This is a genomic window from Brevundimonas mediterranea (assembly GCF_014196125.1).
Taxonomy (GTDB): Bacteria; Pseudomonadota; Alphaproteobacteria; order Caulobacterales; family Caulobacteraceae; genus Brevundimonas; species Brevundimonas mediterranea.
In genome coordinates this window covers 246,812-268,753 of sequence record NZ_JACIDA010000001.1, presented here as the reverse complement: position 1 = coordinate 268,753, position 21,942 = coordinate 246,812, and the positions used below count along the sequence as shown (strand labels likewise).

Here is a 21,942-nt window from a genome sequence, read left to right as displayed (position 1 = left end):
GGTCTCCTCCCCCATGAAACTCAATCCTCCCCTTCTCGCCCTCGCGGCCGGGGCCTTCGGCATCGGCGTGACCGAGTTCGCCCCGATGGGCCTGCTGCCCGTCATCGCTACGGACCTGGGCGTCTCCATCCCCACGGCCGGCCTGTTGATCAGCGCCTATGCCCTGGGCGTCATGCTGGGCGCGCCCCTGATGACCCTGACCACGGGGCGCGTGCCCCGTCGCGCCCTGCTGGTCGGCCTGGCCGCCATCTTCACCCTGGGCAATCTGATGGCGGCCGTCTCGACCGACTACGCCATGCTGCTGGTCGCGCGGGTGGTCACCTCGCTGAACCACGGGGCCTTTTTCGGCGTCGGCTCCATCGTGGCCGCCAGCCTGGTGCCGCCCAACCGTCAGGCCGGCGCCGTCGCAGCCATGTTCATGGGCCTGACCATCGCCACGGTCGTCGGGGTTCCGCTGGCGGCCTGGGCGGGCGACGTCCTGGGCTGGCGCGCCTCCTTCTGGGCCATCGCCGGCATCGGCCTGATCGTCATGGCCGCCCTGCGTCTGACCCTGCCCAAACTGCCGGCGCCGGTGGGCGGCGACGCCCTGGCGGAGGTGCGCGTCCTGGGTCGTGGTCCGGTGCTGTCGGCCCTGGCCCTGACCGTGATCGGCTCCAGCGCCATGTTCACCGTCTTCACCTATATCGCCCCGATCCTGCATGAAGAGACCCACGCCTCCATCGGCTTCGTCACCGCCATGTTGGTCGTCTACGGCCTGGGCCTGACGGTCGGGAACTGGCTGGGCGGCAAGTTCGCCGACCGGTCGGTGGATCGCACCCTGATCATCACCCTGGCGTCTCTGGCCGCCATCCTGGTCCTGTTCGCCTTCATCATGCCGTTCGCCGTCCCGGCGCCGTTCGTGATCTTCATCTGGGGCGTCGCCAGCTTCGCCCTGGTGCCGCCGCTGCAGGTGCGGGTGATGGCCGCCGCCTCGGACGCGCCCAACCTGGCGTCATCGGTCAATATCGGCGCCTTCAACCTGGGCAACGCCGTCGGCGCGGCCTTGGGCGGGGCGGTGATCGCCGGCGGGCTGGGCTATCCGGCGGTCGCCCTGGCCGGCGCGGCATCCGCAGCCCTGGGCCTGGTTCTGGTCCTCTTTCTGACCCGCAAGCGCGCGCCCGCCACGACTCCGGCCATAGGCTGACGGCTCAGGCGCTGGAAAAGACGCGACCTTGGCCGGCGCCGGGGTCGCGTCCCCCATCGCGTGCGACGGCGGAATATCGATAATAGTTGACTTTTGCGAGGGGACTTCTATATCGCGTCCAGCCTCGGGACAGGTCTGCGATACGCGCCGCCCGCTCGCCCAAAGAGGGGCGGTTCCGTTGCTGTAACGCACGCAGACGCTTTCTCTCCCAAGGATTCATGACCGAATTTTCCCAACTGGGCCTCTCGCCCACGACCCTGCAGGCCGTCGCCGACACCGGCTACACGACCGCCACTCCGATTCAGGAACAGGCGATCCCTGTGGCCCTGGCCGGCCGCGATGTCCTGGGCATCGCCCAGACCGGCACCGGCAAGACCGCCGCCTTCACCCTGCCCTTGGTCGAGCGCCTAGCCTCGGGCCGAGCCCGCGCCCGGATGCCGCGCGCCATCGTCCTGGCCCCGACCCGCGAACTGGCCGACCAGGTCGCCGAGAGCTTCGCCAAATACGCCAAGGGCACCAAGCTGAGCTGGGTGCTACTGATCGGCGGCGTCTCCATGGGCGACCAGGTGGCGGCGCTGAACAAGGGCGTGGACGTCCTGATCGCCACGCCGGGCCGTCTGCTGGACCTGTTCGAACGCGGCAAGATGCTGCTGACGGGCGTCGAGATCATGGTGGTGGACGAAGCCGACCGCATGCTCGACATGGGCTTCATCCCCGACATCGAGCGCATCTTCAAACTGACGCCGCCGCGTCGCCAGACCCTGTTCTTCTCGGCCACCATGCCGCCCGAGATCACGCGTCTGACCGCCGCCTTCCTCAAGGATCCGACCCGGATCGAGGCCTCGCGTCCGGCCATGACGGCCGACACCATCACCCAGTACATCGTCCGCATCCCGACCTCGGACCCCAAGGCCAAGCGCGCCGCCCTGCGCGCCCTGATGAGCCGTACCGACGTGCGCAACGGCATCGTCTTCTGCAACCGCAAGTCTGAAGTCGATATCGTCGCCAAGTCGCTGAAAACTCACGGCTTCGACGCCGCCGCCATCCACGGCGATCTGGACCAGTCGCACCGCACCAAGACCCTGGCGGACTTCCGCTCGGGCGCGCTGAAGATCCTGGTGGCTTCCGATGTCGCCGCGCGCGGTCTGGACATCCCGGACGTCAGCCACGTCTTCAACTACGACGTCTCGCACCATGCCGACGACTATGTCCACCGCATCGGCCGGACCGGTCGCGCGGGCAAGCTGGGTCAGGCCTTCATGATCGTGACCCCGGCCGACGACAAGTCGCTGGATAAGGTGTTGAAGCTGATCAAGATGGACCCGAAGGAGCTGGTTCTCGACGACGTCGACTTCGACGCGATCAAGGACGGCGGACGAGACGACAAACGCTCGTCGTCTCGGTCGAGCGAGTCCCGCTCGGGCGAACGCGGCGGTCGCGGCCGGTCGCGCGCCGCCGAGCCGGCCCAGACTCCCGCCCCCGCCGCCGCTCTGGCCGCGACGGACGCCGCCGAGGCGCCGACGCGCTCGCGCAGCCGCCGCAAGGCCAAGCCCGAGGTTTCCGTCGAGACCGTCGTCGAAACCGAGATCGCGCCTGTCGTCGACAAGCCCGCCGGTCGCGGACGCAGCCGCGCCCGTTCAGAACCCCGGATGGAGGCGAAGATCGAACCTCGGACCGAGGTCCGGATCGAGGCCGAGGCCGAGGCCTTGCCCGCCCCCGTCGAAGAGACCCGCGCCGCCCGCACGGATCGCGAGCCCCATCTGCGCCAGTCGGACCGTCGCGGCGAGCGTCGTCCGGAAGAGCGCGAACGCTCGGGCGTCAAGGGTTTCGGCGACGACATCCCCGCCTTCCTGCGCCGCCCCGTGATCATCCGCGCCTGATTTGTAAGGCCGTTTACCCCGTATTACGGATAGGCCTCTAATCTCTTCCGGAGTTCCAGAACGGGACTTCGGGAGAAGCGAATGACAGCGCAGGTCGAAACGGCGGTTCGGGGACCGGAAGCCTATTCTCTTGCGCGTAACGCCATCGCCGAAATGGAGAAGGCCGGCGTCTGGCCCACGCCGCTGAATTTCGAGCTCTGGATTCATTACCTCGGCGACCCCGAAGGTCCTCTGGGCGTCGAGATCAAGCGCCTGCTGGCTGAAGACATCGTCATATCCGACGAGACCTCGGAAATGCTCGCCGCCGAATTCCTGCCCCGCGGCCGTCTGTCGGAAGAGATCCGCGACGCCGGCGCCGTGCTGGATCGGGAGTTGGCCAGTGTCTCCGCCGCCATCGCCAAGGCCCACAAGACCCAGACCGACTATGGCGAGGCCCTGGCCGACGCCTCGCTGACCATGGTCAGCGCCGTCGAGGACGCCTCCGCCCTGAAGACCCTGGTCGGCGGGCTGTCCACGGCCACCCAGCGCGTTCGCCGCGAGACCGCCAACCTCGAAAAACGTCTGGAAAGCTCCAACAAGGAGGTCGCCCGTCTTCGCGAACACCTGGAACAGGTGCGGCGCGACGCGATGACCGACGCCCTGACCAATCTGGCCAACCGCAAGGCCTTCGACGAGCGCCTGGAACAGGCCTGCGCCGACGGCGGCCGCACGCCCCTGACCCTGGCCATCCTCGACATCGATCATTTCAAACGTTTCAACGACACCTGGGGCCATCAGACCGGCGATCAGGTGCTGCGTTACGTCTCCACCATCCTGTCCCGCGTCTGTTCCGGCAATCGGTTCGTGGCGCGGTTCGGCGGCGAGGAGTTCGCGATCATCTTCCCGGGCGAGAGCCCTGGCGCCGTCATGGCCGCGCTGGAGCATATCCGCGAAGAGGTCTCCTCTCGTTCCCTGCGACGGCGCTCCACCAACGACGATCTCGGCGCCGTCACCCTTTCCGCCGGATTTGCGGAACATCTGCCCAGTGAAAGCGCCGCCGCCCTGCTCGAACGCGCGGACGAGGCCCTCTATGCGTCCAAGCGCGGCGGCCGCAATCGCGTCACCAGCGCGCACGCGCTCGAAAACGCCGCCTGAGCCGCGACTTTCTGCCATAGTCGGCCCATGCGCAGCCTCGCCTTCAATATCGCCTACTGGATCCTGTCGATCAGCTATGGCCTGACCGCCGCCTTCGCCGCCCTGGCGCCGGGACGCGGCGCCACCAGCCGAGTCATCCGTGCCTATGTCAGGCGGATGGTCCAGGCCATGGCGGTCTTCGCCGGCATCAGGCTGGATGTACGCGGCAAGGAACGGCTGCCCCAAGGCGCCTTCATCATTGCCTCGAAGCATCAGAGCTGGGGCGACGGCTTCGCCACCTACGATCAGTTCGACGATCTGGCCTTCGTCACCGGCGACCATCTGGAGAAGTTTCCCCTGCTCGGCGGGGTGCTGAAGAAGTTGGGCGCCATCGTCGTCAACAGCTGCGGCGGACACGAAGCCCGCCAGGCCCTGGCCACCCGCGCCGCCGAGGCCAAGGCCGAGAACCGCAAGATCCTGATCTATCCCGAGGGCCATCTGGCGGCGGTCGGGCAGAAGTACCGCTACCGCTCCGGCGTCTGGCACATGTACCGCGACTTCGACATGCCGGTCGTGCCCCTGGCCACCAACCTCGGCTTGTTCTGGCCCGAGGAGAAGTATGAGAAGCATGCGGGCACGGCGACGCTGGAGTTCCTGGAGCCCATCCCCGTGGGCCTGGCCAAGGACGAATTCCTCGCGCGTCTCGAAGCCGTAATCGAGACCCGCACGGCCGAACTGATCGCCGAGGCGACCGGACAACCGGTCACGCCGGCCATTCTGGTGGACGCGCCTAAGTCGCCTTCTTAGGCTTCTTCCCCGACGCCTTTCGCACCGCCACCTCCAGCGACCGCCGCGCCCAGGCGACCGCCTCGTCGGGGTCGTCCAGCGCCGTCTCCGGCAGTGTCCAATATCCCATGGACATCGTCCGCCCGTCCTTGGTCGGATAGGTGAACTGTCGGCAGCCGACCTCGACCAACGCCTCGCCCAGAGCCTCGTCGCCCTTCAGCCAGACCACCCCGTCATCCAGCAGGGCGAACATCACGCCGGAGGCGTAGACTCCGGCCCCGCCGAACATCCGCTTGATCTCCAATCGACCCAGGCCCGCGAAATGCTCACGGGCCCATTCGCCGAAGTCCGCATCGTACGCCATTTCAGCCGGCGACGGCGGGCACGATGGTGACGCTCTCGCCACAGCCGCAGGCGTCGGTCTGGTTCGGATTGTTGAACACGAATTTGGACGCCAACCGAGTGGTCTCGTAGTCGATCTCGGTGCCGATCAGGAACAGCACCGCTTTGGGCTCGATCAGGATGGTGACGCCCTTATCCTCGACCACCTCGTCCATCGGGCCGATCTCGTCGGCATAGGCGAAGGTGTATTCCTGCCCAGCGCAGCCGCCATTCTTGACCCCGATCCGCAGACCGATGTGGTCGTTCTCGGCATTGTCCAGAATCTCCCGCATGCGTTCGGCGGCGGCGTCCGTCAAGGTTACGGCCTTGGGACGCGGGCGGCGGGGACGGGATGTGGCCTGGAGTTCGGTCATTGGACTATTCCCGTCAGAACATGTTGAGCGCGAGCTTGGCCTCGTCGCTCATCTTCGAGGAATCCCAAGGCGGGTCGAACACCAGATTGGCCTTGGCGCTGCGCACCCCCTCGACCTTCTCGACCGCCGTCTCGACCCAGCCCGGCATCTCGCCGGCGACAGGGCACCCGGGGGCCGTCAGGGTCATGTCCACCACCACGTCGCGGTCGTCGGACACGTCGACCCGGTAGATCAGGCCCAACTCATAGATGTCGACCGGGATCTCCGGATCATAAACCGACTTCAGCGCCTCGATCAGCTGTTCGGTCAGCGTGTCCAGCTCGGCCTGCGACAGGGCGCTCTTCTGGGGTTCGTCCCAGGCGTCCTTGAAGGCGTCGCTGTCTTGAATGGTGTCGTCTGTCATCAGCTTACACGAAGAAGTTCCGCGCCTTGATCAGCGCGTCCACGAAGGCGTCGGCATCCTCCACGGTGTTATATAGGACGAAGGAGGCGCGGGTGCTCGACGTCACCCCCATTCTTTTCGCCAGCGGCTCGGCGCAGTGCAGTCCGGCCCGCACGGCAACCCCGTAACGATCCATGATCTGGGCCACGTCATGGGCGTGGGCGCCCTCGACGGCGAAGGTCAGGATCGCGCCCTTCCCTTCCGCCTGCCCGAGGATCCGCAGCCAGTTCTCACCCTGCAACCGATCGACGGCGTGCTGGTAAAGGGCATGCTCATGCGCCTGAACCGCGGCCCGGTCGTATTGCGCCAGCCACTCCAGCGCCACGCCCAGGCCGATGGCCTCCAGGATCGGCGGCGTCCCCGCCTCGAACCGATGCGGCGGCTTGGCATAGGTCACGCGGTCCCGCTCGACCGTCTCGATCATCTCGCCCCCGCCCTGATAGGGCGGCAGGGCCTCCAGCGCCTCGGCCTTGCCGTACAGGGCGCCGATGCCGGTCGGCCCGAACAGCTTGTGGCCGGTCAGGACATAGAAGTCGCAACCGATGACCTGCACGTCCGGCGTCGCATGGACCGCGCCCTGGCACCCGTCGATCAGCACCTTGATCCGGGAATCGGGGGCGCCGGCCGCATGCGCCAGTCGAACGATCTCCGCCACCGGATTGATGGTGCCCAGCACATTCGACATATGGGTGACCGCGACCATCCGCGTCTTCGGCGACAACAGGTCCGCATAGGCCGCCATGTCCAGCGACCCGTCGTCCAGCACCGGGATCCATTTGAGCACCGCCCCGCGCCGTTCCCTCAGCAGATGCCAGGGCACGATGTTGGAATGGTGCTCCATCTCCGAGACGATGATCTCGTCGCCCGGCTGGATGGACAGGCCCAGCCCGTTGGCCACCAGATTGATCGCCTCGGTGCCGCCCTTGGTCCAGACGACCTGTTCGGGGCTTTCGGCGTTCAGGAAGCGGGCGACGATCTCGCGCGCCTTCTCGAACGCCTCGGTCGCCTCGTTCGACAGGGTGTGCAGGCCGCGGTGGACGTTGGCGTAGCCGCCCTCCATCGTCGCCACCAGGGCGTCGATCACCGCGCGCGGCTTCTGGGCCGAGGCCGCATTGTCCAGATAGACCAGCGGCTTGCCGTTCACCTGTCGCGACAGGATCGGGAACTGCGCCCGGACGGCATAGGGATCGAAAAGGTTCACAACCGAGCCGTCAGCCATTCCCGCGCCACCTCTCTCGCGCCTTCATGTTCGATCCGGTCGATGACCTCGATCAGGAAGGCCTGGGTCAACAGGGCGCGGGCTTCCTCGGCCGGAATGCCGCGCTGCTCCATGTAGAACAGGGCGCTTTCGTCCAGCGTCCCCACCGTATTGCCGTGCGCGCACTGCACGTCGTCGGCATAGATGATCAGTTCGGGCTTGGCGTCGATCTCGGCCCGCTCGGAGGCGATCAGGGCGTGGTGCCCCATCCGCGCATCGGTGCCGTCAGCGCCGCGCTCGACCACGATCTTGCCCTGGAAGACGCCGCGCGCCGTGTCGCGCGCCACGCCCTTGATCAGTTGGCTGGTCGTGCCATCATGCTCCATGTGGCGCACCACGCTGGTCAGATCGGTGTGGCGCGATCCATTCAGCAGATACAGACCGTCGGCCTGGACGTGCGCGCCCTGGGCGAAATGAGAAAGGCGGGTCTCGATCCGCTGCAGCTTGGCGCCGGTGGCGATGATGGTCTGACGGTAGACGCCGCCCGCCTCGACCTTCACATGGGCCTCGGACACGGAAATCGCGTCCTCCGGCTCCTCGACCAGGACGACGCGCGTCACCTCGGCCCCGGCCGCCACGTCCAGCTCCAGCGTATTGTGGGCGACATAGGCCGAGCCTGCGCCCTCGTGCGTCTCCAGCAGCAGCAGCTTGGCGCCCGCCCGCACGGCGACCCGCGCCCCGGCCGAGTGACCCGTGCCCACGGCGTCGGAGATATAGCGCAGCCGCAGCGTCTGCTCGCCCGAGGCGATGAAGTCGGTCACACCCACGGCTCGCCCGTTGGCGAAGACGATGGCGTCACCGCCCAGGTCGTAAAACGGTCCCGGCGCACCAACCGCCGCCGTCGGCGAAGGCTGCGGCGCTTCGCGAAGCCAGCGCTTCAGGTCGCTGTATTTCCACGCCTCATTCCGTCGCGACGGAAAGCTCTCGGCGTCGGTCAGGTCTATGTTGAAGGCTGCGCTCACGCCGCGCCCTCGAGCACGGGCGGCAGATATTTGTCATACCCTTCCGCCTCCAGCTGCAACGCCAGCTCCGGTCCGCCCGAGGCGACGATCCGGCCGCCTGCCAGCACATGGACCCGGTCCGGTTTGATATAGTCGAGCAGGCGCTGATAGTGGGTGATGACCAGCATGGCCCGGTCGGGACGACGCAGGGCGTTCACGCCTTCCGACACGATCCGCAGGGCGTCGATGTCCAGGCCCGAGTCCGTCTCGTCCAGGATCAGCAGCGACGGCTCCAGCAGGGCCATCTGCAGGATCTCCATCCGCTTCTTCTCACCGCCGGAGAAGCCGACGTTCAGCGGCCGCTTCAGCATGTCGAAGTCCATCTTCAGCGCCTTGGACGCCTCGCGGACCAGCTTCAGGAAGGCCGGCGCCGCCACCTCCTCCTCGCCCCGCGCCCGCTTCTGCGCATTCAGCGCCGTCCGCACGAAGGTCAGGGCCGGCACGCCGGGGATTTCGATCGGATACTGGAACGACAGGAAGACGCCCTTGGCCGCCCGCTCGGCCGGCTCCAGCGCCAGCAGGTCCTCGCCCGCCCATTCGACCGATCCTTCCGTCGCCTCATAGCCCGGCCGCCCCGACAGGGCGTAACCCAGCGTCGACTTCCCGGCCCCGTTCGGACCCATGATGGCGTGCACCTCGCCGGCGGGAACGTCGAGGGTCAGTCCCTTGAGGATCGGCTTGTCGCCGACGGAGACGTGGAGGTTATTGATCTTCAGCATGGTTCTTCTTTACCCGACCGAGCCTTCGAGGCTGATCGCCACTAGTTTTTGCGCCTCGACGGCGAACTCCATCGGCAGCTTCTGCATCACGTCGCGGACGAAGCCGTTGACCAGCAGGGCCACCGCCTCTTCCTGCGACAGCCCACGCTGCTGCGCATAGAACAGCTGGTCGTCGCTCAGGCGCGTCGTCGTCGCCTCGTGCTCCAGCTGGGCCGAGCCGTTGCGGGCCTCAATATAGGGGATGGTATGCGAGCCGCACTCCTTGCCGATCAGCAGGCTGTCGCACTGGGTGAAGTTCCGCACCCCCGTCGCCTTCGGATGCACCGAGACCAGGCCGCGATAGGTCGAGTCCGACTTGCCCGCCGACACCGCCTTGGCGATGATCCGCGACTTGGTGTTCTTGCCCAGGTGGATCATCTTGGTGCCGGTGTCGGCCTGCTGATGTCCGTTGGTGATGGCGATGGAATAGAACTCGCCCGAGCTGTCGTCGCCCTTCAGGATGCAGGACGGATATTTCCAGGTGACGGCCGAACCGGTCTCGACCTGGGTCCAGCTGACCTTGGAGCGATCGCCCCGGCAGTCGGCACGTTTGGTGACGAAGTTGTAGATGCCGCCCTTGCCCTCGGCGTCGCCGGGGTACCAGTTCTGGACCGTCGAATATTTCACCTCAGCGTCGTCCAGCGCCACGATCTCGACCACCGCCGCATGCAGCTGGTTCTCGTCACGCATCGGCGCGGTGCAGCCCTCAAGGTACGAGACGTAGCTGCCCTTGTCGGCGATGATCAGGGTCCGCTCGAACTGCCCCGTCTGGCTGGCATTGATGCGGAAATAGGTCGACAGCTCCATCGGGCAGCGCACGCCCGGCGGGATGTAGACGAACGACCCATCCGAAAAGACCGCGCTGTTCAGGGCCGCGAAATAGTTGTCCGAGACCGGCACCACCGACCCCAGATACTGCCGCACCAGCTCAGGATATTCGCGCAAGGCCTCGGAAATCGGCATGAAGATCACGCCGACCTTGGCCAGTTCCTCCTTGAAGGTCGTGACCACCGAGACGCTGTCGAACACGGCGTCCACCGCCACGCGCGGCGCGCCCTGCACCCCCGCCAGCACTTCCTGCTCCTTCAGCGGGATGCCCAGCTTCTTGTAGATTTCCAGGATCTCGGGATCGACCTCGTCCAGAGACTTCGGCCCTTCCTTCTGCTTGGGCGCCGCGTAGTAGAACAGGTCCTGATAATCGACCGGCTCATACTTCACCGCCGCCCAGGTCGGCTCCTCCATCGCCAGCCAGCGTTCATAGGCGGCCAGACGCCATTCCAGCATCCATTCCGGCTCGCCCTTCTTCTCGGAGATGAAGCGCACGATGTCGGCGTTCAGCCCACGCGGTGCGAACTCCTGCTCGATGTCCGACGTAAAGCCGTGCGCGTATTTCTCCAGCGCGGCGACGGCGTCGATGGTTTCCTTGACGGCGGCCATCAGGCGACCTCTCTCACGCGCGCGGCGGCGCGTGTCTTGTGCTTGTCGTAGGCGGCGATCCAGGCGTCGGCGAACCGCACCCAGTCGTTCTCGGTCGTGCCCCAGCCGCCGGAAACGCGCACGCCCCCGGTCGCCAGAGCGTTCAATCCCATGGCGCTGATGGTCTTGGACGGCTTGACCTTGCCCGACGAACAGGCCGAGCCCGCCGACACCATGACGCCCGCCAGATCCAGCGTGATCAGTTGTTGAGGACTGTCCCAGCCCTCGACCGCCATGAACAGCGTGTTGGGCAGACGGGCGGCATGCTCGCCGATGATCGTCGCCCCCGCGGCCTTCACCCGAGCCTGAGCCGCGTCACGCCAGCCGACATGCGAGGCCATCGTCTCCAGATCCCGCGCAGCGCAGTCGGCGGCCACGCCGAAGCCCGCGATGCCCGGCACATTCTCGGTCCCGGCGCGCAGACCCCGCTCCTGCCCCGCTCCGTGCAGGATGCGCACGCCCGACACGCCTTCCTTGAGGACCAACGACCCGACGCCCTGCGGCCCGCCCAGCTTGTGCGCCGACAGGGTCAGGCTGTCCGCGTCCAGAACCCGCATATCGACCGGGATCTTGCCCGCCGACTGGATGGCGTCGACGTGCAGCCAGCCCCCGGCCCCGCGCACCAGTGCGGCGGCCTCGACCACGGGCTGGATCACGCCGCTCTCGTTGTTCGCATGATGGATGGCGACCACGGCCCGGCCCGGACGCGCCAAGGCCTGCGCCAACCAGTCCAGATCGACGACCCCGTTCGCATCAACCGGCAGCAGCTCGACGGGCGCGCCTGCATTCGCTGCGGCCTCGGCCACGCACGGATGTTCGGTGGCCGAGACGATCAGCCGTTCGCATCCGGCCGCCAGGGCGCTGGCGATGGCCTGGGCGTTAGCTTCCGTGCCGCCGCTGTTGAACACCACCGCCGTCGGATCAGCGCCGACCAGTTCACCGACCTGAGCCCGCGCCGTCTCGACCCGCGCCCTCGCCCGCCGTCCGGCCGCATGGACCGCCGACGGATTGCCATTGTCGGCCAGGGCCCGCGTCATGATCTCGAGGACCTCGGGCCGCACCAGGCCCGAAGCGTTGTAATCCAGATAGATCGCGTTCATGCCGCCACCCCCACAGCCAATGGGGCGCCTTGCGGCGTTTCGACATTGCGCCGACGCTGGCCTGTGCGGTTCATCACCACGTCTTCCAGCGACACCCCGGCCAGATAGCGATGGATCTCGTCGCCCAGGTCTTCCCACAGATCATGGGTGATGCAGCGTTCACCGGCCAGCATGCAGCCCTTGGGCGAGCCGTGGGCCACGCAGCGCGTCGCCCGGATCGGTTCGTCCACCGCCAGCACGATCTCGGCCACCACCGTCTCATGCGCCCCCTTGGCCAGCCGATAGCCGCCGCCGGGTCCGCGCACGCTCTTGACCAGGTCGCTCTTGCGCAGACGGGCGAACAACTGCTCCAGATAGCTCAGCGAAATCTCCTGGCGCGCGGCGATTTCAGCCAGCGAAACCGCCCGGATCTCGCCGCTTTCGCCGCGTCCGTTCTTCGCCAGATCGGCCATCGCCATCACGGCGTATCGTCCCTTGGTCGACAGACGCATATTGCAGCCTCAAAAATTGCGCGCTTTTCGGGGCTCTTGTGCTAGAACCCGCGCCTTCGCAAAGGCGCCTCGCTTGCGGAGGGACTTAGAAAGTCCCACCTCAGCGGTCAAGTATTACGCACACGCGAAACGACAGTTGAACGGATTCCAGAGCCCCTATGCCTGAAGTCATCCTGCCCGGCGCCTCCGGTCGCATCGAAGGCCGCTATTCCCCGGGCAAGCGCCCGAACGCCCCCATCGCGTTGATTCTGCACCCACACCCCAAGGCGGGCGGGCATATGAACAACCCGGTGACCGTCACCCTGCACCAGCTGTTCCAGCAGCGCGGCTTCGCCACCCTGCGCTATAATTCGCGCGGCGTCGGCAAGTCGCAGGGCGAGTTCGATTCGGGCATCGGCGAACTGGCTGACGCGGCCACGGCCCTGGACTGGCTGCAATCGAACAACCCCGGCGCCAGCCAGACCTGGGTCGGCGGCTATCAGTTCGGCGCCTATATCGGCATGCAGCTTCTGATGCGCCGGCCCGAGACGGACGGCTTCATCTCGGTCTCGCCCCCGTCCAACATGTACGATTTCAGCTTCCTGGCTCCCTGCCCGGCCTCGGGCCTGTTCCTGCACGGCACCGCAGACACCGTCGTGCCCCCGGCCGAGGTCGAACGCGTGGTCAACAAGCTGCGCACGCAGAAGGGCATCATCATCGACTATGAGCTGGAAGAGGGCGCCAGCCACTTCTGGCAGGACCACATCAGCGCCGTCGAACGCCGTGTCGGCGCCTATCTGGACAAGCGTCTGGAAGAAAAGCCGGCCTGATCCGATCCTCGGGTCGCGCGTTGGAGACCCGAATGGAACATGACATCGTCATTATCGGCGGCGGCGCGGGCGGGCTTGAGCTCGCCGCCCGCCTGGGCCGTCGGTTCGGCCCGCGCGAGGGCCGCCGTCGCGTCCTGCTGATCGATCACTCCATCTTCCACCTGTGGAAGCCCAGCCTGCACGAGGTCGCTGCGGGGTCTCTGGACAGCCACCAGGAGGGTCTGTCCTATCCGATCCTGGCGCGGCGCAATCATTTCAGCTTCGCCTTCGGCGATCTGACCGGCCTCGATCCGACGAACAAGACCCTGACCCTGGGCGAAATCCGGGATCAGGACGACGCCGTCCTGGTTCGCCCCCGCACGGTGAAGTTCCGCACGCTCGTCCTGGCCATCGGCAGCGGGTCGAACCTGTTCGGCACGCCCGGCGCCGCCGAACACGCCCATCTGCTGGAAGACGTGGCGGACGCCGAGGCGTTCAACAAACGGCTGACCGCCACCTTCCTGGCGACCGCCTATTCCGACGGGCAGACGATGAACATCGCCATCGTCGGGGCCGGCGCCACCGGGGTCGAACTGTCCACCGAATTGATCGAGGGGCATGACGAACTGTCGGCCGGCCTGACCGAGGGTCAGAAGTTCGACCTGGCGGTCACCCTCGTCGAGGCCGCGCCCCGCATCCTGGGCGGCCTGCCCGAACGGGTCTCGGCCAAGGCCGCCCATGCCCTGGAAGAAAAGGGCGTGCGCCTGCTGACCGACGCCAAGGTCAAGGCCGTCCACGCCGGCCGGCTGGACACCTCCAGGGGCGAGGTGCCCGCCGACCTGATCGTCTGGGCGGCCGGGGTGAAGGCGGCCGAGACCAACCGCGACCTGGGCCTGACCACCGGCCGCCTCAATCAGTTCGTGGTGGACGACCACCTGCGCACCTCGGCCCCTGACATCTACGCCATGGGGGACTGCGCCGAGGCGCCGGGGCCCGAGGGGCGTCCGGTCCCCGCCCGCGCCCAGGCGGCGGCCCAGCAGGCCGCCTATCTGGCCAAGGCCCTGGCCATGGCTCGGTCAGACCCGTCGCGCGATCCCGGCCCCTATCTCTATCATGACAAGGGTTCGCTGGTGTCCCTGGGCGGCGATCGGGGCGTCGGCTCCCTGATGGGCAATCTGGGCGGCCCGAACTTCCTGATCGAGGGCCTGATCGCCAAATGGGCCTATATGGCCCTGCACCTGGACCATCACCGCGCCATCCTGGGCGTCCGCCGCACCGCCATCCTGGCCCTGTCGCGCCTGCTGCACCGCCGTGTCTCCGGACGGCTGAAGCTGCACTGAGGCGCACGGCCCATGGCTCAGTGCAGCGGTTCCTCGGCGATTGGGGTCGGACCGTGGGCGCGCACGCACCAGATCACGCTGACGATCATCATCAGTATGGCCAGGATCTCGATCACAGCCGGTCCCCGTCCCTCCCAGATGTAGCCGTAGACGAAGGCGAACACGGTCTCGAACACGATCATCTGCCCCAGCATGGTCAGCGGCAGACGTCGGCTGGCCTGGTTCCACAGGGCGTTGCCGATGATCGAGGCGAACAGGGCCACGCCCAGGCAGACGCCGGCGAGCTTCAGCCACGCGCCGCCGGTCCAGCCCTGGGTCGTCAGCGCCGCTGGAACCGCCAGGAGCAGCGCCAGACCGCCCGTGACCACCCCGGTCAGCAGGGACCAGTCGTGGGGCGACACCTGTGTCAGCCGCGCCATCCAGCGGCTGTTGCCCACTGCATAGACCGTCCAGGAGATCAGGGCGCCCAGGGCGCAGCCCAGACCGATCAGCGTCTGAACGCCGGTCGGTCCTCCGGAACCGCCATGACCGGGCGACAGGGCGCGCCAGCCGATCAGCCCCACCGCCAGGGCCGCCAGGACGATGGGCGGCGCCGTCCGAGACGCCGGCGGCCCGCCTCCATCCTTCAGCCCCCACAGGGCCACCACCACCGGCACCATGCCCACGATCAGGGCCGACGCCGCCACCCCGGCCAAGTGAACGGCGACGACCACAAAGGCGAAATAGACCAGATTGCCCGCCAGGCTCAGCCAGACGAGGGCGCGCCACGTGCCCGCCTCGATCAGGGGCGCCAGCCGCCGCCAGCGCGGGGCGATCAGGACGACCGCGATCAACCCGTAGGCCAGATAGCGGCCGGCGGTCAGCAACAGCGGCGACGCCTCCGGCGCGAACTTGGGCGCCAGGAACACCAGCCCCCACATCGCGCCCGCGCCCAGGCCGGAAGCCACGCCCCACAGCCGGTCCGAGGATGCCGTCATTGTCGCGCTCCGCCTTCAACCCCGGCCGCGCTTACACGGTTTGTCAGGCGGCGAACACCGGCCCCAAGACCGATGGATCGACCGCGCCCTAAGCCGCCTCGACCGCCTCTTCGGCCGGAATCGTGCGGATCATATAGTCGAAGGCCGAAAGCCCCGCCTTGGAGCCTTCGCCCATGGCGATGACGATCTGCTTGTAGGGCACGGTCGTCACATCGCCCGCGGCGAAGATGCCCGGCTGCGAGGTCTCGCCGCGATGATCCACCTCGATCTCGCCGCGCGGCGTCAGGCCCACGGCACCGTGCAGCCATTCGGTGTTCGGCACCAGGCCGATTTGCACGAAGATCCCTTCCAGATCGACGTCATGATGGGCGTCGGAGTTGCGGTCCTTGTAAGACAGGCCCGTCACCTTCTCACCGTCGCCATGCACCTGGGTCGTCAGGGCCGAGGTGACGATCCGCACGTTCGGCAGGGTCGCCAGCTTCCTCTGCAGCACCGCATCGGCCCGCAGCTCGCTGTCGAACTCGATCAGGGTCACATGAGCCACGATGCCCGCCAGATCGATGGCCGCCTCGACGCCCGAGTTGCCGCCGCCGATCACCGCCACGCGCTTGCCCTTGAACAGCGGCCCGTCGCAGTGCGGGCAATAGGCCACGCCCTTGTTCTTGTACTGATCCTCGCCCGGCACGTTCATCTGGCGCCAGCGGGCGCCGGTCGACAGGATGACGGTGCGCGACTTCAGACTGGCGCCGTTCTCCAGCACCACCTCGTGCAGCCCGCCGGGAACCTTGGCCGGAACCAGCTTGGCGGCCTTCTGCAGGTTCATCAGGTCCACCTCATATTCGCGGACATGCTGTTCCAGATGGGCGGCCAGTTTCGGCCCCTCGGTGTGCGGCACCGAGATGAAGTTCTCGATCGACATCGTGTCCAGCACCTGGCCCCCGAACCGCTCGGCCACGATGCCGGTGCGGATGCCTTTGCGCGCCGTATAGATGGCGGCCGCCGCCCCGGCCGGGCCGCCGCCGACCACCAGCACGTCGAACGGGTCCTTGGACTTCAGCCGTTCGGCGGCGCGCGCCTCGGCGCCCGAATCCAGCCTGGCGACGATCTGCTCCAGCTCCATCCGGCCCTGGCCGAACAGCTCGCCGTTCAGGAAGACCGTCGGCACGGCCATGATCTTGCGCTCGTCCACCTCGTCCTTGAACAGGCCGCCCTCGATGGCGACGTGTTTGATGCGCGGGTTCAGCACGCTCATCAGGTTCAGCGCCTGCACCACGTCGGGGCAGTTCTGGCACGACAGCGAGAAATAGGTCTCGAACACATAGTCGCCGTCCAGGTCCTTGACCTGCTGGATCAGCTCCTGCGCCGCCTTGGACGGATGGCCGCCGACGTGCAGCAGCGCCAGCACCAGCGAGGTGAACTCGTGGCCCAGCGGAATGCCCGCGAACCGCACGCCGATGTCCGTGCCCTTGCGGCGGATCAGGAAGCTGGGCTGGCGCTCGTCGTCATAGTCGCGACCCATCTCGACCTTGCCGTGCGAGACCGAGACGATCTCCTCCAGCAGGGTCTTCAGCTCCTGCGACTTCGGCCCTGCGCCCAGCGAGGCCACCAGTTCGACCGGATGGACGATGTTCTTCAGATAGGCCTCGAGCTGAGATTTCAGATTGGCGTCCAGCATGGGAGAGGTCCTTGAAACAGTTGAGCTCATGACGCCTGCAAGCCCGATCGCGGGCGAGGCGAGACATGAAGAAGGATGTCGGCGGGGGCTGGAAACGCAACGCGCCCCCGCCGACGGACGGGTCCGGCGCCGGGCCGGACCCGATGGGTCGCGTCAGTCTTAGATCTTGCCGACGAGGTCGAGCGACGGCGCCAGGGTGGCTTCGCCTTCTTCCCACTTGGCCGGGCAGACTTCACCCGGGTGCGAACGCACATATTGCGCGGCCTTGACCTTGCGCAGCAGCTCGGCGGCATTGCGGCCGATGCCTTCCGAGGTGGTCTCGGTGAACTGGATCACGCCGTCCGGATCGACCAGGAAGGTCGAGCGATCGGCCAGGCCCACGCCCGGACGCATGGCGTCGAAGTTGTTCGTCACCTGGCCGGAAGGATCGCCCAGCATGGTGTAGGTGATCTTGCCGATGGCCGGCGACGAGTCGTGCCAGGCCTTGTGCGAGAAGTGGGTGTCGGTCGACACCGAATAGATCTCGACGCCCAGCTTCTGGAACTCGGCGTAGTGGTCGGCCAGGTCTTCCAGCTCGGTCGGGCACACGAAGGTGAAGTCGGCCGGATAGAAGAAGAAGATCGCCCACTTGCCCGCCACGTCGGCGTCCGTGACCGTCAGGAACTTGCCGTCCTTATAGGCCTCGGCGGTGAAGGGCTTGAGGGTCGTGTTGATGAGGGCCATGCAGGGCGTCCATTCAGCAAGAGTTGGGGAGGCCCGCTTCCTACCGCACCGCAACAAATAAGCCCAATCACTTATTTGCAGATGCGTGATAGATTTTGGTTATAGCTCACCGACACCAAACCCCGTCATCCTCGGGCTCGACCCGAGGACCGGATTGTCCGCCGCATTGCGCCAGAAGAAACCCACCCACGCCTCAACGCCCGATCCTCGGGTCAAGCCCGAGGATGACGAAAAACGAAATCAATACAGCAAGAACGCCCGCCTCGCCTCTTCGCCAGCGCCGTCCCTCGCCCTCGCCCTCGCCCTCCCATCGCCGTCATCCTCGGGCTTGTCCCGAGGATCCAGACTCCCGGTGTCTGGACAGCGAGCCCAGGCCGCAGACACCAGGCAGCCCACACTCTTGTGAGAGATCGAGGACGTTTCGACTTGGCGAAGAGCGGATCCGGTCCCGCTAGCATCCAGGAGGACTTGATTTTCGCGCTGGACGTGCGCGCTATGGTTTGAGGACTGGAGTGCACAATGGCAGATGGCATCGCGCTAGACGCGTATGTAAAAGAGACCCTGCTGAGCATCGTGAAAGCGGTGATCGCGGCTCAAGACGACGCTATGTGTGGCGGCTTCATCGGTCGGGCAGCGTATGGCGGTGCTAACGCGCCAAAGGACGAATCGGAAAACGTTGTGACAAACGTGTCCTTCGACCTCGCAACAACGGTCGAAGACAGGGGGACGACCGGTGGCGCCGCTGGCGTGAAGGTGATCCCTTTCATCAAGGCGGACGTTCAAAGCCAAGTCCAATCCGCTCATTCCACCGTCAGCCGGATCGCCTTCACTGTTCCTGTGGCGATTCCGCGCCCAAAAGCCCAACGGGATGAGGATGCTCGTCGCGAAGCCGATGAGCGCGCCCAATGGGAGCGAGACACACAGATGATTAACAACCGAGACAGCGGGTATTGACGCCAGACAGGTAAATCGCTGCCCGCCTCAATACAGCAGGAACCCCCGCCTCGCCTCTTCCCACGCCGCCTCATCCGGCCGCGTCGCCGCCTCCAGATCCCCCGACCCCGCCGCCGCGTCGTCCACCCACTCCCGCAGTCCCGGTCCGCCGTTGATCACGTCGATGGGCAGTTTCCCGAACGCATACTCATACGGAAAATCCCGCCACAGGTCGTAGTCGGGATACAGCCGCCGGATCGCCTTGAACCCCAGGGCCTGCACCCGCCACGGCTTGAAGGCGGCATGATCATAGCCGGGGTGATCGACATGGATCTGCACCCCGCTGCACAGTTTGCCGACATGCTTATGGAAGGTCGGCTCGAACCACATGTCGCGCAGGACGCAGCCGCCCAGCCACTCCGGGGCCCCCACCTGAGCCAAGGCGTGCATCTCCGCGATCACCGCCCGCGCATCGATGTCCGGCGCCCCGAACAGCTCCAGCGGCCGGGTCGTGCCCCGGCCTTCCGACAGGGTCGCCCCTTCCAGCATCACCGTCCCGGCATAGGCCCGCGCCATAGACAGGTTCGGCGCATTCGGGCTGGGGTTGACCCAGGCCCGCTCGCCCAGCGGCCAGCCGAAGCCCGGCCCCGCCTCGGGCGCCCAGCCCTGCATCTCCACCACCCGATAATCCACATCCAGTTTGAACTGGTCGATGAACCACAGGCCCAGTTCGCCCAGGGTCATCCCGTGCCGCATCGGCATCGGTCCCGCCCCGACGAAACTCTCCCAGCCGGGCTTCAGCGTCTGCCCCTCGACCGGCCGCCCCGCCGGATTGGGCCGATCCAGCACCCACACCGACTTGCCGTGTTTCGCCGCCGCCTCCAGCACATACAGCAGCGTCGTCACATAGGTGTAGATGCGGCAGCCCAGGTCCTGCAGGTCGATCAGGACGACGTCGAACGTCTCCATCCACTCGTCCCTGGGCCGCCGCACCTCGCCGTACAGGCTGAAGACCGGGAAGCCGTGCACCGGATCGCGATAATCCGGGCTCTCCATCATATTGTCCTGGAGATCGCCCTTCATCCCGTGCTGCGGCCCGAAGGCGGCGGTCAGTTCGATCTCGGGACAGGCGGCCAGCGCGTCCACCGCATGACCCAGATCCTTCGTCACCGAGGCCGGATGCGCCAGCAGGGCCACACGCCGCCCCTTCAGCTGCCCCCTCAGGGCGTCGTCGGACAGCAGGCGGTCGAGACCGAAATTCATGGCAGTTCCAGCGCGAACGAGTCGGAATGATGAAAGTCCGGCTTATCCGATGGATGCGCCAAGGCCCAATAGGCGATCGCCCCATCCAGCCCCTCGACCACCGCCGTCAGCCCGACCGCGTCCGTCGCATCCTCCGGCAGTTCGACATCGACCGTCAGTACGAACCGCCCCTGCGCCATCCGCGTGACGATGAAGGGCGCCGCAATCTCCAGCGCCCGCATCCCCTCGCGATAGCCGTCGAACCGATAGGCCGCCCAGGCCCCCGACGGCGACAGATTATATTCGACATAGCCGCCCTCCGTCCGCACGAAGGCCTCGAAACAGGTCGTCCGCCACAGGTCGTCCGTCCTGGCCCGCGCCGCCGCCTGCGGCCAGCGCACCATTTCAACCGGCCCGGCCACGACATATTCGAGGCTCAGCACCCGCCCCGCTCGCCGCGCCTCGACCTCCAGCGTCAGCCCGGCGGGCGGCGAAATCGGGTGTGGGATCAAGGGCAGGCGCATTGGCCCTTCGTAGCGAAGGCTTGACGCCGGTCAACGCTGCGTCTTATCCAGAACCCATGTTCGCCGCCCGCGCCATCGCCGGCCTGTATTACCGCCCGCTGTAAGCGAGCGGCCCGCGAACACGCGCCGCCTTCGCTGGCGACGCGCTCTTCGGAAATGGAAGACGACCGCCGGCATCCCTGCTAACGGAGCCCCGCCATGACCGAACACGCCTTCAAATCCGACTTCCTCCGCACCCTCCAGGCGCGCGGCTACATCCATCAGATCACCCATCCCGTAGAGCTCGACGAGGCGGCCGCCTCGGGCGTGGTGCCGGGCTACATCGGCTTCGACGCCACGGCGCCGTCTCTGCACGTCGGAAGCCTGATCCAGATCATGATGCTGCGCCGGCTCCAGCAGGCCGGCGGCAAGCCCATCGTCCTGATGGGCGGGGGCACCACCAAGGTCGGCGACCCGACCGGCAAGGACACGTCGCGCCCTCAACTGACCGAGGAAACCATCCAGTCGAACATCGACTCGATCCAGACGGTCTTCGCCAAATTCCTGACCTTCGGCGACGGCCCGACCGACGCGGTCATGGTCAACAACGACGACTGGCTGTCGGGCTACGGCTACATCCAGTTCCTGCGCGACTTCGGCACTCACTTCACCGTCAACCGGATGCTGAGCTTCGACTCGGTCAAGCTGCGCCTTGAGCGCGAGCAGCCGATGACCTTCCTAGAGTTCAACTACATGCTGATGCAGTCGGTGGACTTCCTGGAGCTGAACCGGAGCCACAAGGTCACCCTGCAGATGGGCGGATCGGACCAGTGGGGCAACATCACCTCGGGCGTGGATCTGGTGCGTCGGGTAGACCAGAAGGCCGCCTTCGGCCTGACCACCCCGCTTCTGACCACGGCCTCGGGCGGCAAGATGGGCAAGACGGCCCAGGGCGCCGTCTGGCTGAACGCCGAACAGCTCAGCCCCTATGATTACTGGCAGTTCTGGCGCAACGCCGAAGACGCCGACGTGGGCCGCTTCATGCGCCTGTTCACGGACCTGAGCCTGGAGCAGATCGCCGAATACGAGGCCCTGGAAGGAGCGGCCATCAACGAGGCCAAGAAGGCCCTCGCCGACGCCGCCACCACCCTGCTGCACGGCGCCGAGGAAGCCGCCAAGGCCCGCGCCGCCGCCGAGAGCAATTTTGAAAAGGGTCAGATCTCCGCCGACCTGCCGACCATCGAACTGCCCTCGGCCGAGGTCTATGGCGCCATGATCGCCGCCGTCGTGACCAAGGCCGGCCTGACCGCCTCCAACGGCGAGGCCCGCCGCCTGGCCCAGGGCGGCGGCCTTCGCCTGAATGACGCCGCCGTGGCCGACGGCGCCCAACTGCTGACCGAGGCCGATCTCAAGGACGGCGTCATCAAGCTGGCGGCGGGCAAGAAGAAGATCGTGCTCGTTCGCCCGATTTGATTTCCGCTCATCCCGGCGAAAGCCGGGACCCAGTGCTTTGGGCGC

The 21,942-nt window shown here is 66.8% G+C and carries 22 protein-coding genes; 8 read left to right on the top strand and 14 right to left on the bottom strand.

All coding sequences use genetic code 11. The annotated features are described in order from the left end of the window. The first annotated feature begins 13 nt into the window (after positions 1–13). From GGR11_RS01425 to GGR11_RS01410, 4 genes are all read left to right on the top strand, one after another. On the top strand, positions 14–1,183 hold the full coding sequence (locus GGR11_RS01425; protein WP_183195071.1) for an MFS transporter: 1,170 nt from the start codon (positions 14–16) through the stop codon (positions 1,181–1,183). A gap of 218 nt (positions 1,184–1,401) precedes the next feature. Beyond that, the gene (locus GGR11_RS01420; protein ID WP_183195070.1) at positions 1,402–3,063 is read left to right on the top strand and encodes a DEAD/DEAH box helicase; all 1,662 of its coding nucleotides are present in this window, start codon (positions 1,402–1,404) and stop codon (positions 3,061–3,063) included. A gap of 81 nt (positions 3,064–3,144) precedes the next feature. Beyond that, positions 3,145–4,197: a GGDEF domain-containing protein gene (locus tag GGR11_RS01415; protein ID WP_183195068.1), complete on the top strand. Its 1,053-nt coding sequence runs from the start codon at positions 3,145–3,147 to the stop codon at positions 4,195–4,197. A 27-nt stretch (positions 4,198–4,224) separates the two neighbouring features. Beyond that, a complete protein-coding gene (locus tag GGR11_RS01410; protein ID WP_183195066.1) occupies positions 4,225–4,983 on the top strand; it encodes a lysophospholipid acyltransferase family protein in 759 nt (252 codons plus the stop codon). Here the strand turns inward: GGR11_RS01410 and GGR11_RS01405 are convergent. From GGR11_RS01405 to GGR11_RS01365, 9 genes are read right to left on the bottom strand one after another with little or no spacing between them, the layout of a single operon-like run. Beyond that, on the bottom strand, positions 4,967–5,326 hold the full coding sequence (locus tag GGR11_RS01405) for a TfoX/Sxy family protein (protein ID WP_183195064.1): 360 nt from the start codon (positions 5,324–5,326) through the stop codon (positions 4,967–4,969). The genes GGR11_RS01410 and GGR11_RS01405 overlap by 17 nt on opposite strands. A 1-nt stretch (position 5,327) precedes the next feature. After that, on the bottom strand, positions 5,328–5,717 hold the full coding sequence (locus tag GGR11_RS01400; protein WP_183195063.1) for a HesB/IscA family protein: 390 nt from the start codon (positions 5,715–5,717) through the stop codon (positions 5,328–5,330). A 13-nt stretch (positions 5,718–5,730) separates the two neighbouring features. Beyond that, positions 5,731–6,120, bottom strand: a complete 390-nt coding sequence (locus GGR11_RS01395; RefSeq protein ID WP_183195062.1) for an SUF system Fe-S cluster assembly protein — start codon at positions 6,118–6,120, stop codon at positions 5,731–5,733. A gap of 4 nt (positions 6,121–6,124) precedes the next feature. Then, positions 6,125–7,378: an aminotransferase class V-fold PLP-dependent enzyme gene (locus GGR11_RS01390; RefSeq protein WP_183195061.1), complete on the bottom strand. Its 1,254-nt coding sequence runs from the start codon at positions 7,376–7,378 to the stop codon at positions 6,125–6,127. After that, positions 7,357–8,379 (bottom strand): Fe-S cluster assembly protein SufD, encoded by a 1,023-nt coding sequence (gene sufD, locus GGR11_RS01385; protein WP_183195060.1) that lies wholly within the window; start codon positions 8,377–8,379, stop codon positions 7,357–7,359. The genes GGR11_RS01390 and sufD overlap by 22 nt, the downstream gene beginning before the upstream one ends. Next, the gene (gene sufC, locus GGR11_RS01380) at positions 8,376–9,137 is read right to left on the bottom strand and encodes a Fe-S cluster assembly ATPase SufC (RefSeq protein WP_183195059.1); all 762 of its coding nucleotides are present in this window, start codon (positions 9,135–9,137) and stop codon (positions 8,376–8,378) included. The genes sufD and sufC overlap by 4 nt, the downstream gene beginning before the upstream one ends. A gap of 9 nt (positions 9,138–9,146) precedes the next feature. Next, positions 9,147–10,613: a Fe-S cluster assembly protein SufB gene (gene sufB, locus GGR11_RS01375; RefSeq protein ID WP_183195058.1), complete on the bottom strand. Its 1,467-nt coding sequence runs from the start codon at positions 10,611–10,613 to the stop codon at positions 9,147–9,149. Next, entirely contained in the window at positions 10,613–11,752 is a 1,140-nt protein-coding gene (locus GGR11_RS01370) for a cysteine desulfurase family protein (RefSeq protein WP_183195057.1), read from the bottom strand. The genes sufB and GGR11_RS01370 overlap by 1 nt, the downstream gene beginning before the upstream one ends. Next, entirely contained in the window at positions 11,749–12,243 is a 495-nt protein-coding gene (locus GGR11_RS01365) for an Rrf2 family transcriptional regulator (RefSeq protein ID WP_183195055.1), read from the bottom strand. The genes GGR11_RS01370 and GGR11_RS01365 overlap by 4 nt, the downstream gene beginning before the upstream one ends. 158 nt (positions 12,244–12,401) lie before the next feature. Between GGR11_RS01365 and GGR11_RS01360 the strand changes: the two genes are divergently transcribed. Continuing rightward, positions 12,402–13,052: an alpha/beta hydrolase gene (locus GGR11_RS01360; RefSeq protein WP_008262115.1), complete on the top strand. Its 651-nt coding sequence runs from the start codon at positions 12,402–12,404 to the stop codon at positions 13,050–13,052. 32 nt (positions 13,053–13,084) lie between these two features. Then, on the top strand, positions 13,085–14,371 hold the full coding sequence (locus tag GGR11_RS01355) for an NAD(P)/FAD-dependent oxidoreductase (RefSeq protein ID WP_183195053.1): 1,287 nt from the start codon (positions 13,085–13,087) through the stop codon (positions 14,369–14,371). 17 nt (positions 14,372–14,388) lie between these two features. On the opposite strand, the gene GGR11_RS01350 is transcribed toward GGR11_RS01355, so the two are convergent. From GGR11_RS01350 to ahpC, 3 genes are all read right to left on the bottom strand, one after another. Further along, a complete protein-coding gene (locus GGR11_RS01350; RefSeq protein WP_183195051.1) occupies positions 14,389–15,348 on the bottom strand; it encodes a DMT family transporter in 960 nt (319 codons plus the stop codon). Positions 15,349–15,436: 88 nt separating this feature from the next. Then, positions 15,437–17,023: an alkyl hydroperoxide reductase subunit F gene (gene ahpF, locus GGR11_RS01345; protein ID WP_183195050.1), complete on the bottom strand. Its 1,587-nt coding sequence runs from the start codon at positions 17,021–17,023 to the stop codon at positions 15,437–15,439. A gap of 159 nt (positions 17,024–17,182) precedes the next feature. After that, on the bottom strand, positions 17,183–17,746 hold the full coding sequence (gene ahpC / locus GGR11_RS01340; RefSeq protein WP_183195048.1) for an alkyl hydroperoxide reductase subunit C: 564 nt from the start codon (positions 17,744–17,746) through the stop codon (positions 17,183–17,185). A 519-nt stretch (positions 17,747–18,265) separates the two neighbouring features. Here ahpC and GGR11_RS01335 point away from each other — a divergent pair. After that, positions 18,266–18,700 (top strand): hypothetical protein, encoded by a 435-nt coding sequence (locus GGR11_RS01335; RefSeq protein ID WP_183195045.1) that lies wholly within the window; start codon positions 18,266–18,268, stop codon positions 18,698–18,700. A gap of 27 nt (positions 18,701–18,727) precedes the next feature. On the opposite strand, the gene GGR11_RS01330 is transcribed toward GGR11_RS01335, so the two are convergent. Then, complete coding sequence (locus GGR11_RS01330) at positions 18,728–19,942, bottom strand: exo-beta-N-acetylmuramidase NamZ family protein (protein WP_183195043.1); 1,215 nt, start codon at positions 19,940–19,942, stop codon at positions 18,728–18,730. After that, positions 19,939–20,445 carry a DOMON-like domain-containing protein gene (locus tag GGR11_RS01325; RefSeq protein WP_183195042.1) on the bottom strand — a complete coding sequence of 169 codons (507 nt, stop codon included), beginning with the start codon at positions 20,443–20,445 and terminating at the stop codon, positions 19,939–19,941. The genes GGR11_RS01330 and GGR11_RS01325 overlap by 4 nt, the downstream gene beginning before the upstream one ends. Positions 20,446–20,643: 198 nt before the next feature. On the opposite strand from GGR11_RS01325, the gene tyrS reads away from it, so the two are divergent. Continuing rightward, positions 20,644–21,897: a tyrosine--tRNA ligase gene (tyrS, locus tag GGR11_RS01320; RefSeq protein WP_183195039.1), complete on the top strand. Its 1,254-nt coding sequence runs from the start codon at positions 20,644–20,646 to the stop codon at positions 21,895–21,897. The last annotated feature ends 45 nt before the right edge of the window (positions 21,898–21,942 follow it).